General features: G+C 67.4%; 19 protein-coding genes. 7 read left to right on the forward strand and 12 right to left on the reverse strand.

Going from position 1 to position 19,726, the window contains the following annotated elements; all coding sequences use genetic code 11:
* Positions 1–154 precede the first annotated feature (154 nt).
* Positions 155–1,117: an alpha/beta hydrolase gene (locus K7711_RS17170; protein WP_308014793.1), complete on the forward strand. Its 963-nt coding sequence runs from the start codon at positions 155–157 to the stop codon at positions 1,115–1,117.
* 132 nt (positions 1,118–1,249) lie between these two features.
* On the opposite strand, the gene K7711_RS48930 is transcribed toward K7711_RS17170, so the two are convergent.
* The 9 genes from K7711_RS48930 to K7711_RS17215 all read right to left on the reverse strand — a co-directional run bounded on the left by K7711_RS48930 (position 1,250) and on the right by K7711_RS17215 (position 10,784).
* Positions 1,250–2,464 carry a DUF445 domain-containing protein gene (locus K7711_RS48930; RefSeq protein WP_222970448.1) on the reverse strand — a complete coding sequence of 405 codons (1,215 nt, stop codon included), beginning with the start codon at positions 2,462–2,464 and terminating at the stop codon, positions 1,250–1,252.
* Positions 2,465–2,569: 105 nt separating this feature from the next.
* On the reverse strand, positions 2,570–3,004 hold the full coding sequence (locus tag K7711_RS17180; protein ID WP_222970449.1) for a nuclear transport factor 2 family protein: 435 nt from the start codon (positions 3,002–3,004) through the stop codon (positions 2,570–2,572).
* An 88-nt stretch (positions 3,005–3,092) separates the two neighbouring features.
* The gene (locus K7711_RS17185; protein ID WP_308014794.1) at positions 3,093–5,564 is read right to left on the reverse strand and encodes an MFS transporter; all 2,472 of its coding nucleotides are present in this window, start codon (positions 5,562–5,564) and stop codon (positions 3,093–3,095) included.
* 174 nt (positions 5,565–5,738) lie between these two features.
* Positions 5,739–6,503 (reverse strand): enoyl-CoA hydratase, encoded by a 765-nt coding sequence (locus K7711_RS17190; protein ID WP_222970450.1) that lies wholly within the window; start codon positions 6,501–6,503, stop codon positions 5,739–5,741.
* 72 nt (positions 6,504–6,575) lie between these two features.
* Positions 6,576–6,965, reverse strand: a complete 390-nt coding sequence (gene rbsD, locus K7711_RS17195) for a D-ribose pyranase (protein ID WP_222970451.1) — start codon at positions 6,963–6,965, stop codon at positions 6,576–6,578.
* A 57-nt stretch (positions 6,966–7,022) separates the two neighbouring features.
* Positions 7,023–7,970, reverse strand: coding sequence for a ribokinase (locus K7711_RS17200; protein WP_222970452.1), 948 nt, complete (start codon positions 7,968–7,970; stop codon positions 7,023–7,025).
* Positions 7,967–8,740: an ATP-binding cassette domain-containing protein gene (locus K7711_RS17205; RefSeq protein ID WP_222970453.1), complete on the reverse strand. Its 774-nt coding sequence runs from the start codon at positions 8,738–8,740 to the stop codon at positions 7,967–7,969. Before K7711_RS17205 ends, K7711_RS17200 begins: the two co-directional genes overlap by 4 nt.
* A 59-nt stretch (positions 8,741–8,799) precedes the next feature.
* Positions 8,800–9,795: an ABC transporter permease gene (locus tag K7711_RS17210; RefSeq protein ID WP_040831778.1), complete on the reverse strand. Its 996-nt coding sequence runs from the start codon at positions 9,793–9,795 to the stop codon at positions 8,800–8,802.
* Positions 9,792–10,784 carry a sugar ABC transporter substrate-binding protein gene (locus tag K7711_RS17215; RefSeq protein WP_235747357.1) on the reverse strand — a complete coding sequence of 331 codons (993 nt, stop codon included), beginning with the start codon at positions 10,782–10,784 and terminating at the stop codon, positions 9,792–9,794. Before K7711_RS17215 ends, K7711_RS17210 begins: the two co-directional genes overlap by 4 nt.
* 168 nt (positions 10,785–10,952) lie before the next feature.
* Here K7711_RS17215 and K7711_RS17220 point away from each other — a divergent pair, with 168 nt between their 5' ends.
* Positions 10,953–11,957 (forward strand): LacI family DNA-binding transcriptional regulator, encoded by a 1,005-nt coding sequence (locus K7711_RS17220; RefSeq protein ID WP_222970455.1) that lies wholly within the window; start codon positions 10,953–10,955, stop codon positions 11,955–11,957.
* A 13-nt stretch (positions 11,958–11,970) separates the two neighbouring features.
* Here K7711_RS17220 and K7711_RS17225 read toward each other — a convergent pair whose 3' ends face one another.
* Positions 11,971–13,203: an FAD-dependent oxidoreductase gene (locus K7711_RS17225; protein WP_222970863.1), complete on the reverse strand. Its 1,233-nt coding sequence runs from the start codon at positions 13,201–13,203 to the stop codon at positions 11,971–11,973.
* Positions 13,204–13,332: 129 nt separating this feature from the next.
* Here K7711_RS17225 and K7711_RS17230 point away from each other — a divergent pair, with 129 nt between their 5' ends.
* From K7711_RS17230 to K7711_RS17245, 4 genes are all read left to right on the forward strand, one after another.
* Entirely contained in the window at positions 13,333–14,106 is a 774-nt protein-coding gene (locus K7711_RS17230; protein ID WP_222970456.1) for a response regulator transcription factor, read from the forward strand.
* Positions 14,107–15,504 (forward strand): sensor histidine kinase, encoded by a 1,398-nt coding sequence (locus K7711_RS17235; protein ID WP_222970457.1) that lies wholly within the window; start codon positions 14,107–14,109, stop codon positions 15,502–15,504. It abuts the gene before it with no gap.
* A gap of 102 nt (positions 15,505–15,606) precedes the next feature.
* Positions 15,607–16,281, forward strand: a complete 675-nt coding sequence (locus K7711_RS17240) for a DUF3159 domain-containing protein (RefSeq protein WP_222970458.1) — start codon at positions 15,607–15,609, stop codon at positions 16,279–16,281.
* Between the two features lie 130 nt (positions 16,282–16,411).
* On the forward strand, positions 16,412–16,888 hold the full coding sequence (locus K7711_RS17245; RefSeq protein WP_222970459.1) for a guanyl-specific ribonuclease: 477 nt from the start codon (positions 16,412–16,414) through the stop codon (positions 16,886–16,888).
* Between the two features lie 96 nt (positions 16,889–16,984).
* Here the strand turns inward: K7711_RS17245 and K7711_RS17250 are convergent, their stop codons facing one another.
* Entirely contained in the window at positions 16,985–17,632 is a 648-nt protein-coding gene (locus K7711_RS17250; protein ID WP_222970460.1) for a TetR/AcrR family transcriptional regulator, read from the reverse strand.
* Between the two features lie 129 nt (positions 17,633–17,761).
* Here K7711_RS17250 and K7711_RS17255 point away from each other — a divergent pair, with 129 nt between their 5' ends.
* A complete protein-coding gene (locus K7711_RS17255) occupies positions 17,762–18,706 on the forward strand; it encodes an oxygenase MpaB family protein (RefSeq protein WP_222970461.1) in 945 nt (314 codons plus the stop codon).
* A gap of 171 nt (positions 18,707–18,877) precedes the next feature.
* Here K7711_RS17255 and K7711_RS17260 read toward each other — a convergent pair whose 3' ends face one another.
* On the reverse strand, positions 18,878–19,675 hold the full coding sequence (locus K7711_RS17260; RefSeq protein WP_222970864.1) for a sulfite exporter TauE/SafE family protein: 798 nt from the start codon (positions 19,673–19,675) through the stop codon (positions 18,878–18,880).
* Positions 19,676–19,726: the final 51 nt, after the last annotated feature.

Below are 19,726 nucleotides of genomic sequence, written 5' to 3' on the forward strand. Positions count from 1 at the left end.
CGCGCTCCGGGCCGCTGCGACCGGACTGCCCTCGCGCGTGCGGATTTCGCGGCTCGCCGGTTCACCGAAAACGAGTTGTTCGGACCTCGCGCTATCTACTATGCCTGGCGTGAAGATTGTTCCGGCGGCCCGATCGGCTCGCAGAAGTCGGCCTGTGGCATATGTCGTTGCTCTGGTCGTGGCAGTGGTTTCACCGTTGTGCGCATCGCCATCGATCGCGAACGCCCAGGCCACCGTCGACCACATCACGCGAATCTCCGCGCAGCGCGAGGAGATCTACGTGCAGTCTCCGGCGATGCAGCGGATCGTCCAGCTCGACGTGCTGTTGCCCGCCGATCAGGGCCCGTCCCGTCCCACCCTGTATCTGCTGGACGGGAACGGTGCGTCCGACACCGAGGGGCAGAGCACCTGGGCCATGCGCGGCGGCGCTGTGCAGTTCTTCGCGGACAAGCCCGTCAACGTGGTGATGCCGGTCGGCGGACCCGGCAGCTTCTACACCGACTGGGAGAAGGACGATCCCAAGTTGGGGCACAACAAGTGGGAAACCTTCCTCACCGTCGAGCTGCCGCCGCTGGTGAACGGACTGCTGAAGGGCAACGGCGTCAACGCGATCGGCGGTGTCTCGATGGGCGCGCAGGCCGCCGCGACATTGACCGTTCGCAATCCCACCCTGTACCGCGCGCTGGCCACCTTCAGCGGCTGCCTGTATTCGAGTAACGCCGGGCAGTTGTCGGTGCGCCCGGTGGTCATCTCGGATGGCGGAAATCCGGACAACATGTGGGGCCGCGCGACCGACCCGCAGTGGAAAGCACACGACCCCAGTGCGCACCTGGACCAACTGCGCGGCAAACCCGTCTTCGTGTACACCGGCACCGGCATAACCGGCCCCGCCGACGCCAACTTCGACCCCAGCTTCACCTACCCGGTCACCCTGACCGAATCGATCGCGATCGAACAGGCCGCCCACGACTGCACCGTCTCCATCCTGGCCGCGATGAAGCTGTCCGGCATAAATCCGCAGGTCGATTGGAACGCAATAGGCACTCACTCCTGGCCATACTGGAAAGCCGCCCTCCCGAAATCCTGGCCAACCCTCGAGACTGGCTTGGGCGTCTGATCCGGCCCGGAGTCCACGCCTGCTCGGTGCACCTCGCGGCACGGTGCCCTGTGCCCCCCATCGGGCGCAGGGCCGCCGTTGGTTGGAATGTAGTGCAGTTCAGTGGAATCCGCTGTGGTAACCGCGGGACGATCAGCTGAGCAGGAGGTGAACCTGGAGTTCACCGACCAGGAAGCCGAGGATGCCGCCGATCGCCACCAGCTTCCATTCGTCCTGTTTGAAGGCGGGGCGCAGCAGGCCCTCATACTCCAGGTCGGTGAGGTTGCGGGTTTTCTCGACCACCAGGTTGCGCAGGTCCAGGGTGCGGATCGCCTGCTCCTCGAATCCGGCTGCGGCGCTGCGGATGTAGGTGAGCATCTCGGGGACCATATCGCGCTTGAGGGTGGCGATGGTGTCACCGGCGACGAGGGTGACCAGCGGGCGGGCCGGGGCGGACTGGGCGTCGATGAATTCGCCCATCCGCCGGGACAGGATGGCGGCGAGGCGGTCGGCGCGTTCGCCGTCCAGGATCGCTTCGAGCATCCTTGCGGGGGTGAGGATCTCGGTGGCGATCAAATCGCCGTAATCGTTGCAGACCTCTTCGCGGCGCTTGTGGAACAGGCCCTGCCACGGCACGATGCCCAGAATCCAGCGGCGATTCACCGGCCGGAAGATCATCTGCAGCGCAAGCCAATCCGTACTCAACCCGGTGATACCGCCGAACAGCGGCATCAACATCGGCGAATGCGTGAAGGCCCAGGTGAACATCTGCACGAAACCCAGCACCGTGCCGAACAGCAGTCCCGAACGCACGATGAAGCGCAGTTCGTTGGTGCCGATGTCGCGCACCAGCTTCACCAGCAGTGCCTTGTCGTTGACGAGCGTATCGATCGCGATGGCGCGCAGATCCATCACATGTTCGAGGTTGACGCGCAGATCGGTCGCGATGTCGTCGATCAGGGTGGGCACGTCACGCTGCACGCGCGTGATCATGGCCGTGCGCGCGAACTCCGGCATGGTCACCCAGATTCGCGGTTCGTAACGCATCATCAGCTCGTGCACCATGTGCGCGATGGCCTCGTTCAGCGGTTCGCGCAGGGTGGTGGTGAGTTCGGCGACGTCGATGCGGCTGAGCAGTTCCTTGGGATCGATGAGCCGGGTGAACATCAGATCCACCGCGACGGTCGCCATCCGCGGCGCGGCCTTGGGAACCACACCCTGCCAGCCCAACCACGGCCGGATTCCGATGAACTCCAGTGGCCGGAAGAGCATCTCGACCGCGACCAGTTTGGTCGTCCAGCCGATCAGTGCGGCAACGACGGGTATCGAGCAGTACAGCAGCCAATGCTGTAGGAAATCGTCGATCACGCAACCGCTCCGAGCGCGAGGGATGAATCTGAGCCCACCGCGGAACAGTAACAGGTTTCTAACGATGAGCCCGGAGACGGCCGTGTGATCCGAGGGCTGCTGCCATCATGCCGACGGCGCGACGAACATGTAGCCCTTCTCCTCCTCGCGCCGCTGAATCCGCCACTGTCCGTCGATCCGGACGAACGTGTCCAGATACCACAGTCCGCACAGCATCAGGCTCTGTTTGCCCTGCGCATCGGCGACCAGCATCGGGTTGTGGCACAGAGTGCGGCCGGTCGCGGTGTCCCCGTCGACGCTGATCGAGGAGTTGCTGATCAGGTGTTGGAACGCCAGGAAATTCGGCAGCATCGTCGCCAGGAACTCCTTGGTGGCGACCAGATCTCCGGTCGACCCGCCCATCGCGCTGTAGTCGATATGCGCGTCCGGGGTGAACACCTCGTCCAGCAGATCCCACTGCCGGGTATCGACGGCATGCGAATACCGCACCATCAGATCCTGAATTTCCAGCCGATCGGAAATCTCTTGCAGTGACAACATGACAACCTCCAGGTGACGCCGAGTGTGATCATGTCATCAGCGATCACGCTCGGCGGTGGCGGTTTCGGCGAATTACCTGGTGGAATGCTCAGTCCTCGGTCCAGTAGCCGACCCGGACGTGGTGGGTGGCCTCGCCGCCGGCGACGGTGATGCGACTGGAGACCGGCGGATAGCCGCGGGTCACCACGGTGTACTGGCCGTCGGTGAGGTCGGGGACGAGGTACTGGCCGTTGTCGTCGGTGCGGACGGTGGCGGTGACGCCGCCGGCGGCGTCCAGGACGGCCACCTGGGCGTCGGGTACCGGCCGATCACCTTCCGCGACAACGGATCCGGCGAGGACGGCACGGGGAGCCAGGACGATGTCGTGGTTCAGGATCCGGCTCTCGGGCACGGTCAGTGTGGCGGCCCCGGGGCGCATGTGGTCGGCGAGGGCGACCAGCGTGTACGTGCCCGGTACGACACCGTGACAGACGTATCCGCCGTCGGCGGTGCTGACGGCCGAACCGACCACTTCGCCGTTCGCGTCGGTGAGGGTGACGATGGTGTGCGGCACCGGTGTGCCGTTCACGGCCGTGCGGACCGCGCCGGAGACCTCTCCCGCACCGTGCAGGACGACGTCGAATTGCTGTGGCGTCCAACCGATGACGATGCCCGACGCGGTCGGTTGATGGCCCGAGCAGGAGACGATCAGCACGTAACTCCCCGGTTCCGGCGCGGCGATGAGATAACCGCCGTCCGCATCGCCGGTCGCGCGGGAGACCTGCCGACCGTGCGGGTCGATCAGCGTCAGCGTGGCGCGGGGGACCGGTTGTCCGTCGTCGTGGCGGATGTGGCCGACGATGCAGTAGTCGGCCTCGGCATCGGCGCGGGCGAGCAGGGCGTCCACACTCCGGTATCGGTCGTCCTCGGTGGCTGGCGGTGTCGGCGGCTCGGCGTCCAGGAGTTCGGCGGCGTCGTCGGGGATCGTGATGCCCGACTCGGCGAGCGGATCATCCTGTAGCGGAATCTCTTTCATGAGCAGCAGCACCACACCGGCCAGTACCGCGACGACGGCGGCGATGAGGAACACCTCGCGCATCGCGTGGGTGTAGCCGATCAGGATCGGGATGCGCACCTGCTCGGGCAGGGCGGCGATCCCGCTGGTATCGCTCTGTAGCGAGGCCAGCCCGGACGAGGTGAGATCGGCCGGGAGCTGCCTGCCGAACGCCGCCGTGATCCGTCCGGGGATGAGGTTGAACAGAATCGTCAGGAATACCGCGACGCCGAGTGTGCCGCCCATCTGCCGTACGAATGTCGCTGTCGCCGTCGAGGTTCCGCGATCCTCGGGGCGGCAGGCGTTCTGCGCGGCGATGATCAGCGTCTGCATGCAGCCGCCGAGGCCGAATCCGATGATCCCGCAGTACAACAGCGGCTGCCACAGCGGACTGTCGTACTCGACCCGGCCGAACAGCGCCGCACCCGCCGCGAAGGCGAAACTGCCCGCGACCGGCAGGATCTTGTATCGCCCGGTGAACTTGGTGACCACCCCGGCCAACTGTGACCCGACCATGATGCCCACGACCAGCGGCAGCATCAGCAGTCCGGCCCGGGTCGGCGAATAGCCCCGCACCACTTGGAAATACAGCGGAACCAGGACGATGACGCCGAACATCGCGATGCCCACGATCGTGCCGCCGAGAATGGCGACGCTGAACGTCGAACTGCGGAACATGCGCAGCGGAATCAGCGCCGCATCCTTCATCAGCAACTCGGCCAGCAGGTACAGCACGAATCCCGCGGCCCCGACGCCGTAACACAGCAGCGCGCGGTGTGAGTCCCAGCCCCACGCCCGGCCCTGTTCGGCGACGATGAGCAGCGGCACGACGCAGGCGGTGAGCGTCAGCGTGCCGAACCAGTCGATGCGGTGGTCCTGCCGGGCATGCGGAACGTCGAGCACCTTGGCTACCACGGCGAAGGCGATCACTCCGATCGGCACGTTGACCAGGAACACCCACCGCCAGCCGTCGAGGCCGAGCAGGTGATCGTAATCGGACAGGAATCCGCCGAGCACCGGTCCCAGGACGGTCGCGCTGCCGAACACCACCATGAATCCGCCCTGGTACCTGACGATTTCGCGGGGCGGCACGATATCGGACAGGATGGTGAACGCCAGCGCCATCAACCCGCCCGCGCCCAGCCCCTGGAACGCCCGGAACCCGGCCAGCTCGTACATCGACGTCGCGAATGTGCAAGCCACCGAACCGATCACGAACAGCGCGATGGACGCCAGATACAGCGGTTTGCGGCCGTAGATGTCGGCCAGTTTGCCGTACAGCGGGGTGGTGATCGTCGCGGTGATCAGGTACGCCGTTGTCGCCCAGGCCTGTTCGTCGAATCCGTGCAGGCTGTTCGCGATCCGGACGATCGCGACGCTCACGATGTTCTGATCCAGCGCGGCCAGGAAGATGCCGAGCATCAGTCCGGTCAGCACCGTGCGAATGCGCCGAGGGGCGGGCCCCGAACGTTCGGCCGTCTCCGGCTCGGGAAGTGTCTCCTGTTCCTGGATCACGGTATTCGTCACTGTTGTCGGGTTCCCTGGGGTCGGTTGGGGGGTGATGGGTGCACAACAGTGGTTATTCGTCAGCGAAACGAATTTGGATCGGGGATGATGTCCGTCCGGTGTGCCGCGCGGCACTTCGCATCCCGCGCGGGATACGCCGGACGCCCGCGGAGTCAGTGGCCGATTGCGGTCAAATCACTTGGGCGAGCGGTTGATTCGCGCCTGCATCGCGGCGAGACGCTCCGCGAACTCCGGGGAGTCGATCGAGTCCAGCTGCGGGGCGATCTCGGCGTCGACGGCGTCGGCGTGGGCGGCCAGTTCGCGGGTGGTGCGGAGTGTGCGTTTGGTGGCGATCAGCAGGTCGCGTGGAGCGTCGGCGGCCGGTCGTGCGAAGTCGACGGCTTCGGCGACGAGGGCGTCGTGATCGCCCAGGACGACGCGGTGGACCAGTCCGGCGGCCAGCGCGGTGTCGGCGTCGAGGATTTCGCCGAACAGTGTCATGGCGGCGGCGCGCTGGGGGCCCAGGATTCGCTGCGCCATCCAGGTCATGCCGCCGCCGGGGTGCAGTCCGAGTTGGAGGAAGCGGGCATCGAAACGGGCGCGGGGACCGGCGAGACGGATATCGGCGGCCAGCGCGAGATTGAACCCCGCGCCCACCGCCGCGCCCCCGACCGCCGCGATCGTCGGCAGTGCGCAGTTCGCGACCGCGAGGAATCCCGCGTAGACAGCCCGAAGCCCCTCTTCCCGCGCCGCGCCCAGCAATGTGAGGTCGGCCCCGGCGCAGAACGCGGGCGGTGTGCCGGTGACGACCAGCGCATGCACGTCCCGATCGTTCTCCGCATCCGCCACCGCGGCAGCGAGTTCCGTCGACAGATCCCTGGTCAACGCGTTACGTCGCTCCGGATCGTGCACCGTGACGACAGCAACCCTGCCCTGCCGCTCCACCAGGATCTCAGCCATTCGGCGATCGTATGTGACGTCATCGTCGTCGGGGGATGCGGCCCACGCGCGCACGTGATGTTCGTCTTGCGGTCAAGCCCAAGGGACTCCGGCGCGCAGCAGGACGTTGGCGTAGGGCCTGGCCTCACCGGTGCGGACGACGAAGCGGCAGTCGGCTATGCGGGACTTGAAGGTTTCGTGGTCGATGAGTTCGGCGTGCACATGATCTGCGAGCAGGGTTGCGGCCTCGGAATTCTCGGTGGTGACCTGACGGCTTCCCCAGGCGGCCTCGATCGTCACCTCGTGCAGGATCAGGTCCAGGATCGGTTCGAAGCGCGGGAATCCGTAACTGATGCCCAGGTCGATGACGGGGATTCCGGCGGGCACCGGCAGTCCGGAGTCGCTGACCGCGAACAGGTCGGTGTGACGCAGCCCGGTCAGGGCCGAGGCCAGTTCGGCGTGGATGATTCCGGTGGTGCGCATGGGGTCTCCTGGTTGGGGCACGTAAGGCGGGTTCGCGACGCGGGCGTACCGCACGAATCATTCAGCGAGCGTGCGGGGTCGGGGTACATCCGGCAGTAGTGCCGTGATGCGCTCGCGAGTGGGGTAGGAGCTGTGGGTGCCCGTTGCCTGGACCGCGAGGGCCCCGGCGGCGGTGGCGAGGGTGACGGCCTCGCCGAGGTCAGCGCCCTCGGCCAGGGCAGTGGCCAGGGCTCCGACGAAAGCATCGCCGGCGCCGGTCGAATCCACCGTATCTACCTGTGGTGCAGGCTGATACGCGCCGGTCACTTGTCCCTCGGCCGTAGTTCTCGCCCAGACCGATCCGGCCGCGCCGAGCGTCGCGACCACCGATGGCACACCTCGCAGGCACAGTGCCCGCGCCTGCTCGAATGCCTGTTGCGGGGTATCCGGTTCGGTCCCGCTCACCGCGGCCAACTCGGATTCGTTGACGACCAATGGATCGCAGCGGCGCAGCAACTCCACGGGCAATCGTGTCCCGGGCGCCGCATTGAGGATGAACCGCCGGGCATGCGAGGCGGCCCAATTCACCACGCGCAAAGGCACTTCCAATTGCGCGACGACAACCTGTGCCGCCTCCAGCAGTCCGGTTTCGGTGCTCAGCCCGTCCAGCTCGGCGTCGCTCTCCCAGCCGAAGTTGGCCCCGGGGTCGACGACGATCTGATTCTCCCCACCGGCGACAGTGATATAGGCGGTACCGGTCCGGCTGCCCGGAATCTCGCGAACCGCCGTGAGAGCGATGCCGAACTCCAGCAACGACTTCCACAGTCCCGGATCGGCGCCCGCACCGATCCGGGCCACGAATTCGACCCGGCCCCCGGCCCGCGCGGCGGCGACGGCCTGATTGGATCCCTTACCGCCCAGATTCGTTCGCGACCCCGACGCCAGCACGGTTTCCCCGGGCGCGGGCAATCGCTCGACCTCGCTCACCACATCCACATTCACCGACCCCACCACCACAACGGTCACGACGCCGCCTCGGTGGTGTGCGAGATCTCCGGATTCCCCGGAATCGCGCCGGTGATCAGCCCGACCAGGCGATCCCCATCCACTTCCGAGATGCTGTGTGCGGCAACCGATCTACCGCGACGCAGCACGACGACGTTGTCGCAGATCCGCATCACCTGCGCCAGGTCGTGGCTGATGATCAGGACCGTGACGCCGCGTTCGCGCAGTCCGCGGACCAGTTTCTCCACCGCGGCGGTCTCCCGGACGCCCAGTGCGGCGGTCGGCTCGTCCATGATCACCATGGCCTTGCCCCAGGCCACGGCGCGGGCGATGGCGATGGATTGGCGCTGGCCGCCGCTCATCCGGCGCACGGTGGTGCGGACCGAGGGCACGTCGACGTCCAGCTCACGCATGATCTCACCGCTGCGCGCGATCATGCCGCGGCGGTTGACGATTCCGAGCGGATACACCAGTTCCCGGTTGAGGAACAGGTTCTGCCACACCGTCAGATCGTCGATGAGGGCCAGATCCTGGTAGACGGTCTCGATGCCCATCTTGCGCGCGTCCTCGGGGGAGCGCAGCCGCACCGGTTCGCCGCGGAACAGGATCTGACCGCCGTCGGGGGACTGCACGCCGGTCAGACAGCGCACCAGCGTCGATTTTCCGGCGCCGTTGTCGCCGACGAGCGCGGTCACCTCGCCTTCGGGAATGCGCAGTGACACCCCGCCCAGCGCGCGCACCGAGTCGAAGGATTTGGTCAGGTCCCTGGCTTCGAGCAGGGGAGTGGTCATCGATCCGCCTGCTTTCCGGTGCAATCGGCGTCGGGAAATTGAATCATCATGAGGCGCACCTACTTTCGGAACCGGGAGATCCCGGCGGCCAACAGCAGCACCGCACCGACCGCGACCGGCTGGTAGTACTGCGAGATGCCCAGGATGGTGAACCCGTTGATCAGCGAGGTGAACAGCACCGCACCGGCGACCGTCCCCAGCACCGATGCCTTGCCGCCGGCCAGCGACGATCCGCCGAGCACCACCGCCGCGATAGAACTCAGCAGGTAGGTGGTCTGCAGCGAGGGGTCCGCACCGCCGTTGCGCGCCACGAGCATCACCCCGGCGACCCCGCACAGCAGCCCGGCCATCGCATAGGCGAACAGCCGGATGCGATTCACCGCGATACCGGTGTCGCGCGCGGCCTCCAGACGTCCGCCGGTGGCCAGCAGATGCGTGCCGATCCGGGTGCGGAAGATGATGCCCGCCACCAGAAGTGCGGCGATCAGCGCCAGCAGCCAGAACCAGCGCACCGGGCCGATGCCGTCCAACGCGAGTTTCTGCAGGAAGGGAGAATTCACCGCCGTGGTGTTGCCGTGCGTCAGCAGCAAGGTCAGCCCGCTCAGCACGCTGAGCATGCCCAGGGTGACCACGAAATCGGTCATATGCAGCCGTCCGACCAGCACGCCGTTGATCACGCCGACGACCAGACCGCCCACGATCGCCACGACGATGCCGACCGCGATCGGATAGCCGTGGCTGGTCGTGTAGCCCAACAGTGCTGCGGACCAAGGCAGATTCGCGCCCACCGACAGATCGATGCCGCCCACGGTGACCGCGAACTGCTGGCCCAGCGCCAGCACGGTCAGGATCGTCGCGGAGACCAACAGGTCACCGATATTGGCCAGGGTCAGGAAGTCCGGCGTGGCGATGAAGAAGGCCACCCAGAGCAGGACCAACGCGATCGGCGCCGCGTATTCGGCGAGCTTGGCCGGGATTTCGGTGCGCCCCTCACGCGTACCGACCTCGGCGGCCCCGCCCGGATCGGCGGGTGCGATATCTGCCGTGGAGCTCACTTGTTCAGGAGTCCTTCCAGCGGGTTGTCGAAGGTGACGATCGGCCGCGGGAACGCCGAGATCTGTTGATCCACGTTGTCTTTCCCGATGAACGCGATCGGGGAGACCACCCGGTCCGGCAGCTTCTTACCCTGGTGCTGCGCCAGGCAGCCCTGCACCGCGAGTTGTCCTTCGGCATAAGGGTATTGAGTGACGGTGCCGTAGAGCGTGCCCGCCTTGACCGCGTCCAGGGCGGCCTGGATGCCGTCGACGGAGATCACCTTGATCTGTCCGGTGCGGCCCGCGTTCTTGATCGCCTGCGCGGCGCCCAGACCCATGGTGTCGTTGGCGGAGAAGATGCCGGTGATATCCGGGTGCGCCTTCAGGATCGCCTCGGTGACCTGCAGACCCTTGTCCTGCTCGTAATCCGCCGGCGCCTCCTGGACGATGTCCAGCTTGCCCGCGACGGCCTCGGCGAAGCCCTTGTCGCGGTTGATGCCGTTCTGCTCACCGGCGATGCCCTGCAGGACCGCGACCTTGCCCGTGCCGCCCAGGGCTTCGAGCAGTTTCCCGCCCGCGGTCTTACCGGCCTCGATGTTGTCCGAGCCGATGAAACTCGCGTAGGAGACCCCGGCGGCCTTGGACGCGGCCGGGTCGATCTGGGTGTCCAGGTCGAGGATCGGGATGTTCTTGCGGGCGACCGCGGTGAGCGGGGTGATGACGTTGGTGCCGTTCACCGGCACGACGCCGAAGCAGCCGAAGCCCTGCGCGGCCATGGTGGAGATCTGCGCGTTCTCACCGTCGGCGTCGGTTTCGGACTGCCCGGCCTGCACGGTGACCTTCACGCCGAGCTTCGCCGCTTCGGCCATGGCCCCGTCGCGCAACGCCGCCCAGTACGGGTTGGTGAAGTTGCGGGTGACGATGGCGATCTTGAAATCCCCGGAGCTGCTGTGATCGCCACGCCCGCAGGCGGCCGCGGCGAGCGCGCCGACGAGGACAAGCGGCGCCATTGCACGCCTGAATCGAGCATTCATGGGTGTTCGACCTATCCCTCTTTGATCAACTCGTGTTGATCAACACGAATTGATGAGTAGTCTGTGACCTGAGTCACCGACTGTCAAGGGGTTGGGCCCAATAGCGTGGATTCGGACCGTGATCGAGGACGAGGAGAGATCTGCATGGCAGTGACACGCGCGGATGTAGCGCGGCTGGCCGGTACCTCGCCCGCGCTGGTGAGCTATGTGCTCAACGACGGGCCGCGTCAGGTCGCCCCGGCGACCCGCGCGCGGATCGAGGCCGCCATCGCCGATTTGGGCTACCGGCCCAACATGTCCGCGCGCAGCCTGCGGATGAATCGCGGACACGCGCTGGGCATGGTGATCCCCGACGGTGCGAATCCGTTCTTCTCCGAGCTGTCCGCGGTGATCGAGGCGGCGGCCTTCGCCCGCGGGTACCCGCTGTTCGTGGGCAACGCCGCCGGTGATTCCGAGCGCGAACGAGCCTATGTGCGCACCTTCATCGATCGGAGAGTCGAAGGGCTGCTGGCGATCTCGTCATCCTGGGAGACCGGCGTCGGCGATGCGTGCGCCGAGGCGGGGATGGCGCTGGTGGCCGTGGACCGCATCATCGACCCGGCCCGATTCACCCACGTGATGTGCGATTCGGTGGGCGGTGCGCAGCTCGCGGTGACCCATCTGATCGAGCACGGGCACCGCGAGATCGCCTGTCTGAGTGGCCCGCACGTCTCCACCGCGGAGGACCGAGTTCAGGGATTTCGAAATGCGCTGTCCGCCGCCGGATTACCCGAAGGGCCCATCGTGCGCACGGATTTCGGCGGTGCGGCCGGATATCGCGCCCTGTCCGAACTCCTGGCCGGACCCCGCCGCCCCACAGCGGTTTTCGTCACCAGTGACCTACAGGCGATGGGTATGCTCCGCGCCGCCTACGACGCCGGACTGCGCGTCCCCGACGACCTTGCCGTGGTCGCCTTCGACGGCATCGAATACGCGCGCTACACCCGCCCCGGCCTGACCACCATGATCCAGCCCACCCGTCGCATGGGCGAACTGGCGGTACGACTGCTCTTGGATCAGATCGACAGCGGTACAACGGATCCCGGCGTGGTGTCGCTGGAAGCCGGGCTGCGGACCCGCGGCTCGTGCGGATGCGTCGACGACTTCTGAATCGCCGCGCCGATCAGGACGGGCGTCGGGCGAAATCGGGCGCGTGTTCGGGGCGGACGCCTCGGGCCACCAGGCGGGGTGGGAGGTCGCGGAGGAAGGGGGTGCGGCGGAGCAGGCGCAGGGGCAGCGGTGGTTCGGTGCTGTCGGAGATGTTGAGGCGGCCTCCGAGAGCGGGGGCTATGGCGCGGGCGTGCAGGAAGCGTTGCAGACCCTGGGTGACGGCGGTGGGGAGGCGTCGGCGACGTTGTACGCGGGCCAGGTCGGCGGTGGTCAGCGTGCGGGAAAGGAGTTTGGGGGCAAGGATTCTCGCGGCCGCTACCGCATCCTGAACGGCCAGGTTGATGCCGACGCCGCCGACGGGGGACATGGCGTGCGCGGCGTCGCCGAGGCACAGCAGCCCGTCGGTGTACCAGTGGTCCAGGTGATCGAGCTGGACATCCAGCAGTTTCACCTCGTCCCAGCTCGACAGGATCTCGGCGCGGTCGGACAGCCAGGGCACGATGTCGGTGAGTGGGCGCATGATCTCCGAGACGGGCCCGGCGCGCAGCGCGGGATCGCTGCCCTTGGCGATCAACGTCGCGCACTGCCAGTAGTCGCCGCGGTCGAACAGCAGTGCCACGCGCTGCGGGGTGAGGAATCCGACGGCTCCGGCCGGATCGCTGTCGTGCCGCGGGATTCGGAACCACCAGACGTCGAAAGGTGTTGCCCAGCGGCGTGATCCGAGACCCGCTGCGGCCCGCAGCGCGGAGGTCCGGCCGTCGCATGCCACGGTGAGATCCGCCCGGATCTCACCGGTCTCGCCCTCGCGGGTGCGATATCGCGCTCCGACCACCCGGCCGTGCTCACGGATCACGTCGGTCGCCTCGGTGTTCCTGCGCAGCTGGAACGTCGGCTCCGTCTCCGCCTCTGCGGCAAGGAGATTCAACAGATCCCACTGCGGCACCATGGCGATGTACCGGTGCGGGCCCGGCAGCCGGTCCATGGTGGCGAAGGTGAACATCCGGCCGCGGATCGGCAGCTGCACCGAGGTCAACCGACGTTGCGGCAGTTTCGCGAAGCGGTCACCGAGGCCGAGCTCGTCGAGCAGGTCCAGGGTGGTGGGATGGACGGTGTCGCCGCGGAAATCGCGCAGGAAATCCGCATGCTTCTCCAATACGGTGACCTCGACCCCGGCGCGAGCCAGTAGCAGCCCCAGCACGATTCCCGCCGGGCCGCCACCGGCGATGAGACAGGTGGTTCGATCCATCGGGCCCTCCACGGTGGTCATGGCCTTGCGCTCCCACTCCACTGTGCCACCTCGCCGCTGCGTGAGGGGCAACACCGTGGTGCCGTGTTGCGGACACGAGAGGGTGCGATCCGGACACAGAGTTCTCTCATGCTCGACGGGCATGATCGAGGGGTGGCGCAGGATCCCGGAGCTTCCGATGTGACGCTGATTCGTGGCAGTGGCCAGCGACTGCTCGTCGTCGACGACGATCCCGGGATGGCGGAGCTGCTGGCCACGACACTGCGGTTGGCCGGCTACGACACGTCCGTGACCCCGAGCGGCGCGGAGGCGTTGCGGCTGTGCGGGCAGGAGCCTCCGGATCTGCTCGTACTGGATCTGACGCTGCCCGATGTCGACGGGTTGAGCATCTGCCGGACGCTGGGCGAGCACGGCGGGACCGTGCCGATCCTGGTGGTCACCGCGCGAGACGCGGTGGAGGACAAGATCGTCGGGCTGGCGCTGGGCGCCGACGACTATCTGGTGAAACCGTTCAGCGTGCCGGAGGTGCTGGCCCGGGTGCACGCGCTGCTGCGTCGTGCCCGGACCGTCGCCGAACCGCCGGTCGAACCGCCCGCGACCCTGCGCTACGCCGACCTGGCCCTTGACGAACACCGGCGGCAGGCCCGTCGCGGTGAACGGCGAATTCCGTTGACGCCCACCGAATACAAGCTGCTCGAATACCTGCTGACCCATCCCGAGCGGGTGCTGTCCAAGGATCAGATCATGGATCACGTGTGGGAGTACAGGTTTCGCGATCAGGTGGTGGAAAAGCTGGTCTCGCGGTTGCGCGGCAAGATCGATCCCGCAGGGCCTCGCGATGCCTCCGCGCTGATCCACACCGTGCGCGGATTCGGCTACCGCCTGGGCGGGCGGGTGCGCTGAATGGCCGCCGGCTGGCGGGGTTCGATGCGTTCGCGGCTGAGCGTCGGGATCGTGCTGCTCGCGGGCATCGGACTGCTCGTCGCGGATACCGCCCCGGTGCTCACGCTGTGGTTCTACTTCCGGCACAATGCCGATTCCGCGCTGTACCAGGCCGAACGCACCATCCGCGCGGCCCCGGGGCCGTATGTGCTGACCGCGGTGCAGCAGCTCGAACCGGACGCGTTCTACGTCGCCTTCCTGTCGAGTGACGGCAGCGTCACGGCGGAATCTGTTGGAGCGCGGGTGAATTCGAATGTCGCGAAGCCCGCTCTGCCCGCTGTGGTCGCGCCCGGGTACGCGCAGCGTCCGATCCCGGCCGCCGCGGCCGGAAATCGCACGCAGCGCTATCGCGTGCTCGCCTTCGACGTGCCGCCGGGACGCGCGGTGCAGTCCGCGCGTGGCGCGCCCGCCGAGCCGGTCGCCCGCGTGGTGGTCGCGCGCAGCCTGCGTTTCGACGACGGGGTGCTGACGTGGTTGCTCGGGGTGGAGATCGTCGCGACGGTGCTCGTCCTGGGTGGCATCGCGCTGCTGAGCCGGGCGGTATTGCGGGTGGGCCTGCGGCCACTGCGGGATATGGCGACCACTGCCTCGGCGATCGCGGCCGGTCAGCTGGATCGGCGGGTGCCGGTGGGGGAGCGGCAGGACGAGGCGCGGGAGGTGGGTCTGGCGCTGAACCGGGCCTTCGAGGCCCGTGAACGCGCCGACGAGCGGTTGCGCCGATTCCTCTCCGACGCGTCGCACGAGCTGCGCACGCCGCTGGCCACCATTCGCGGCTGGGCGCAGACCTGCGGACACGGCCTCGCGCCCGACCGTGCGGCCGTGGATCACGCGATCGCGCGGATCGACGCCGAGGCCGCACGGATGCATCGGCTGGTGGCCGCGATGCTGCAATTGGCCCGGCTCGATCGCGTCGATGCCGCGAGCGAGGAACCGGTGGATCTGGGTGTGCTGGCCGCGGAGGCGGTCGCCGACGTGCGGGCCATCGATCCGGATCGGATCGTGGAATCGAGTGTGCCCGAACATGTCTACGTCTCGGGTGATATCGATCAGCTACGTCGGGTGTTGCAGAATCTGCTGTCCAACGCGTTGCGGCACACGCCGCCCGAGGCATCGGTTTCGGTCACCGTCGCGGTGACCGAGGCGGGCGAGGTGGCGTTGACCGTCGCCGATTCCGGTCCGGGACTGGATGATTCGGCTATCGAGCAGGTATTCGAGCGGTTCTATCGCGGCTCGGGCACCGGCGGGGCCGGGCTCGGGTTGAGTATCGTGCGCGAGATCGTCGAGGGGCACGGCGGCCGGATCGCGGTGCGGTCGCAGAACGGCGCCGTCTTCACCGCGTCCTTCCCGCGCTGTCGCTGATCACTCCATATCGTCAGGTTCCGGTCAGGTTTCCGGGGCGCTGCGGTCAGCTCGGCCTGGTGTGCTGGATCGAGACGATCACCGACCAGGAGGTGCCTACCGGTGGCAGACCGGACGACCACATCGGATGCGGCCCCCGCGTTGCGTGAACGGCTCGTTGTCGGGGCGGTGTCCGTCTCGCCGATGCTGACCTTCACCGTGTTGATCTCGACCACGACATCGCTGACCGCGGCGGCCTGCGCGGCACTGATCGCCGCGGTGGCGGTGAGCGTGTGGCGGGTGCTGACCGGTCGGCCGACGCGCACCACCGTCGCCGTGATCGCGGGTGTGCTGCTGCAGGTGACGTTCGCGACGGTCAGCGGCGACGCGGTGAACTTCTTCCTGCCGCGCCTGGCGTGGATGGTGCTCTGGTCGCCGGTGCAACTCGTGCTGATCCTGATCGGCCGGGCGCCGCTGGGCTGGGCCGTGGCGCGACTGCGGGGACAGCCGCGAACCTGGCGACAGTGCTCGGTGCGCCGTCGCGCCTACAGTCTGGCCTCGCTGCTGCCGTGGAGCCTGGCCACCCTGGAAATGGTTGTCGCGCTGTGGTTGTACGCGCACGACCAGGTGGCGCTGCTCGGCGGAACCGAGGTGGTCACCAATGTCGTCCATCTCCTGGCATTCGTGGCGGCGTGGCGCATCGCGGTGCGGCTCATCGGAACCCACGACGCCCCCGATCAACCCGGACTCTGCGGGTGCGTGGCCGAGCCGGGCGAACGGTTCGCGGGAAGTCGGTGACGGGAACTCGTCATCTGATGTTGGCCGGTTGCTCGCTGTGTGTCGTGCGATCCGGGTTGTGACGGCAGTACATTCGGCGCGGGGGTGTCGAAGCGGCGCCGGTGTATCGACGACCATTGCGAGGTATTTGATGACGAACGATCCGATATCGCCGGACACCCTGTCGCGGGAAAGAGCATGGACCAGACCGGTCTCGATGCTCGCCGCCATGACGCTGGCCACCCTGGTCGCGTTGTCGGTATTACTGGGCGGGCTGGGCGCGGCGAACTCGATCGGCACCGCCACGGTGGCCGCGCAGAACGCCACCGACCTGCGCCTGATCGCCTGCACGGTCTCCGATCAGGCCCGGCAGACCCTGGGACTGATCGACGCCGGACAGTGGCCGCCGAACGACGGCTCGGGCACCAAGGGCGGCACTACCTGGAGTGATCGCGAAGGAAATCTGCCCAAGGCCGACGGCAGCGGCAAGGCCATCCAGTACAAGGAGTGGGACGTGAACCGCAAGGTTCCCGGTCACAATCGCGATGCGGACCGCATCGTCACCGGTGACGACGGATCGGCCTGGTACACCAGCGATCACTACTCCAGCTTCTGCCGGATGCGCTGATACGCAACATTTTCCGGTAGTACGGAACATCCCGCGCGCCCGAACCGTCCGGATCGGGCGCGCGGTCCCGTATCAGGGGCGCGTCGAACCAACTCATCACGCGGGCGTCCCGGCCAGCAGATGCACGATGGAGCGCACGAACTCCTCCAGCCGCTCGCGGGGATATTCGGCCGGATCGCTCACCGCGAGCCGCCCCAGCGTCTCGGCCACGGTCAGCAGCACCCGGGCCAGCAGTTCGGAATCCATTGCCGCCAAACGCGGATCGAGCGCGGTGCCCATCCGGACCAGCGCCTCGGCCCGTTCGATCACCTCCGCGCGGGAATTGCGCAGTGCCGCACGATATTCGTCGGGTGCGCTGGCGGGCGTGGCCAGGATCAGCCGCCAGCGGGTCGGATTCTCCAGTGCCACACCGACGAACGCCTCGACCGTGGCCGATGCGGCGGACACCGGATCGGATCCGAGCAGATCCGCCGGGAGGGTGGCCGCGACCTGCTCCAGGCTGCGTTCGCGTTCGCGTTCGAGCAGCGCCGCGACCAGTTCCGCGCGGGTGGAGAACACGGTGTAGAGCACGGGTTTGCCGACACCGGCCTCCTGTGCCACCGCCTCCATGCTCAGTTCGTGCAGTTCGACGCGGCCCAGCACGGTGAATGCGGCGTCGAGCAGTTGGGCGCGACGTTGCTCGGGCGGCAGCCGCGGCGCATAGCGGCGACGCGGGCGCTCGGCCGCGGAACGATCGGTCGTCACAGCCCGCTCACCTCCACCGGTTCATAGTGTCACGGCAAAAGCTACGGGACCGTTGTATTCGATCCGGGCAATTGCTACGGTGGTGTTGTATTCACTCGTCATGAGTGGGCAGCGAACAAGGAGTAGCTGATGGGCTTCGATCCGACCACGCTTCGCCGCGACGATTACGGGTTCTTCGGACCCGGCTCGCCGAGCTGGAAGATCTGGACCTCGCCGACCGCGCTCATCGGCTTCCAGCGGGCCGTGGTGCTGGAGCACTTCGAGCCGTATCTCGCTGCGGCCGTGGCCGATTCGCAGGGTATCTACAGCAGTCCGCGGGCCCGGCTGGACAACACCCTGGCCTATTTCCTGCTCGTCGCCGTCGGTGACGGCCGCACCGCCATCCGGGCCTCGGAACATCTGATGCAGGTGCACGCGGCGATGACCGGCATCGAGCCGATCAGTGGACGGCGTTATGCGGCGAACAGTCCGCACACCCAGCTGTGGATCCATGTCACGGGCTGGCATTCGGTGCTCAAGGCCTACGAGATGTTCGGCCCCGGGCCGCTGTCGCCCGAGGAGGAGGACCGGTACTGGGCCGAATGCGTGATCGCGGCCGAACTGCAGACCTGCAAACCGGAGGACGTGCCGCGATCGCGGGCGCAGGTACGGGACTATTTCGAGCAGATGCGTCCGCGGCTGTGCAGTTCCGAACATGCCGAGGCGGGGATGCACCACCTGCTGTGGACCTCGCCCGGCAACGGCGCCGGAGTCGGTTTCGCCGTCGGAAGCCGACTGCTGTCGCTGGCCTCGGTGGCCACCTTGCCGAAGTGGATGCGCACCCTCGGTCGCTTCGACCGTCCGGGTCTGGTGGACCTCGCGGTCGAACTACCCGCGAAGGTCGCCGTATGGCTGTCCTCGCGAGCCGATGGCTACGGACTCCGCGCGGCCGCCCCGTACATCGCTCCGATGACCGGGCGAATCCTCGAGCAGCATGTGCGGGCCGGGGAACCGGTCACCCCGGCGACGATCACGCCCGCGCGAGCCCGCGAGCTGTACGGCGCGCGGGCGGCTGTCGTGCACGATGCGGGCTGATCCCGGTCGCGCGCCGATCGGCCTACTGCCATCGGCCGGATCCAGCGTGTCGAGTATCGCGCAGCTGCGGCATCGGCCGAACGGTCGCGGGTCGATCGTGGCCCCGAGCCGACGGATGGCTATGGCAGGGTCGTGCGCTCACCGGGAACTCGGCTGACCGCCCTGCCGTGATCAGGTGAAAGTCGTTGCGGCCATGGCGATCAGCACGATGGTCAGGAATATCGGGTAGGCGATGGCGTGCAGTCGATCGGGCACGCGGACCAGCGTTCGCTTGACCAGTGCGATGGTCGGCAGGGCTCCGGCGAGCAGCGCCAGGGCCGCTGCCGGATCGACGTATCCGATCGTTCCGTATCCGGGATTTCCGTGTGCGGCAAAGGAGTACACGATCGTTGCGACGGCGGCCACCGGGATGCTCAGTGGATTCGCGAGTGCGGCGGCTTCGGTCATGGGTAATCCCCTGCGGCGCAGCAGCGGTACGGTGACGACGCTGCCGCCGACGCCGAGAAATGCTGCGACAGCGCCGATTCCGGTGCCTCCGGCCACCGCTGTCGCGGTTCCCGGCGGGCGAGGTCGCGTGGTGCGGGAGTCCGTGCGGGTGAGAAATCCGCTGCGCAGCACGATATCGGCGATCGCGACCACCAGATAGGCGCAGAACAGCAGATGCAGGGCCCGGTCGGGTACGGCCGTCGCCGCGGCCGCTCCGGCGAGGGCCCCGACGGCGATGAACAGCGCCAGCGGGTGCAGATATTCGGTGCGTAATCCGCCCGACCGGATATGTGCCCAGGTGGCGACCGAGGCGTTGACCAGCATCACCGCCGCCGAGGTCGCGACCGCCACGTGCATGGCCGCGGTCCCGGCGGTGGCGGTCGACACCGCGTAGACCACGGGGACGGTGACGAATCCGCCGCCGAATCCGAACAACACGGTCGTCACCCCCGACAGGGCGCCGCACAGCACCAGGACCAGCAGGAATGTCATCACGAAGCTACGTTATGAGAACCTGCGCCGTCGCACATTCGA

Source organism: Nocardia coffeae (genome assembly GCF_019890715.1).
In the GTDB taxonomy this organism is placed as follows: Bacteria; Actinomycetota; Actinomycetes; order Mycobacteriales; family Mycobacteriaceae; genus Nocardia; species Nocardia jiangxiensis.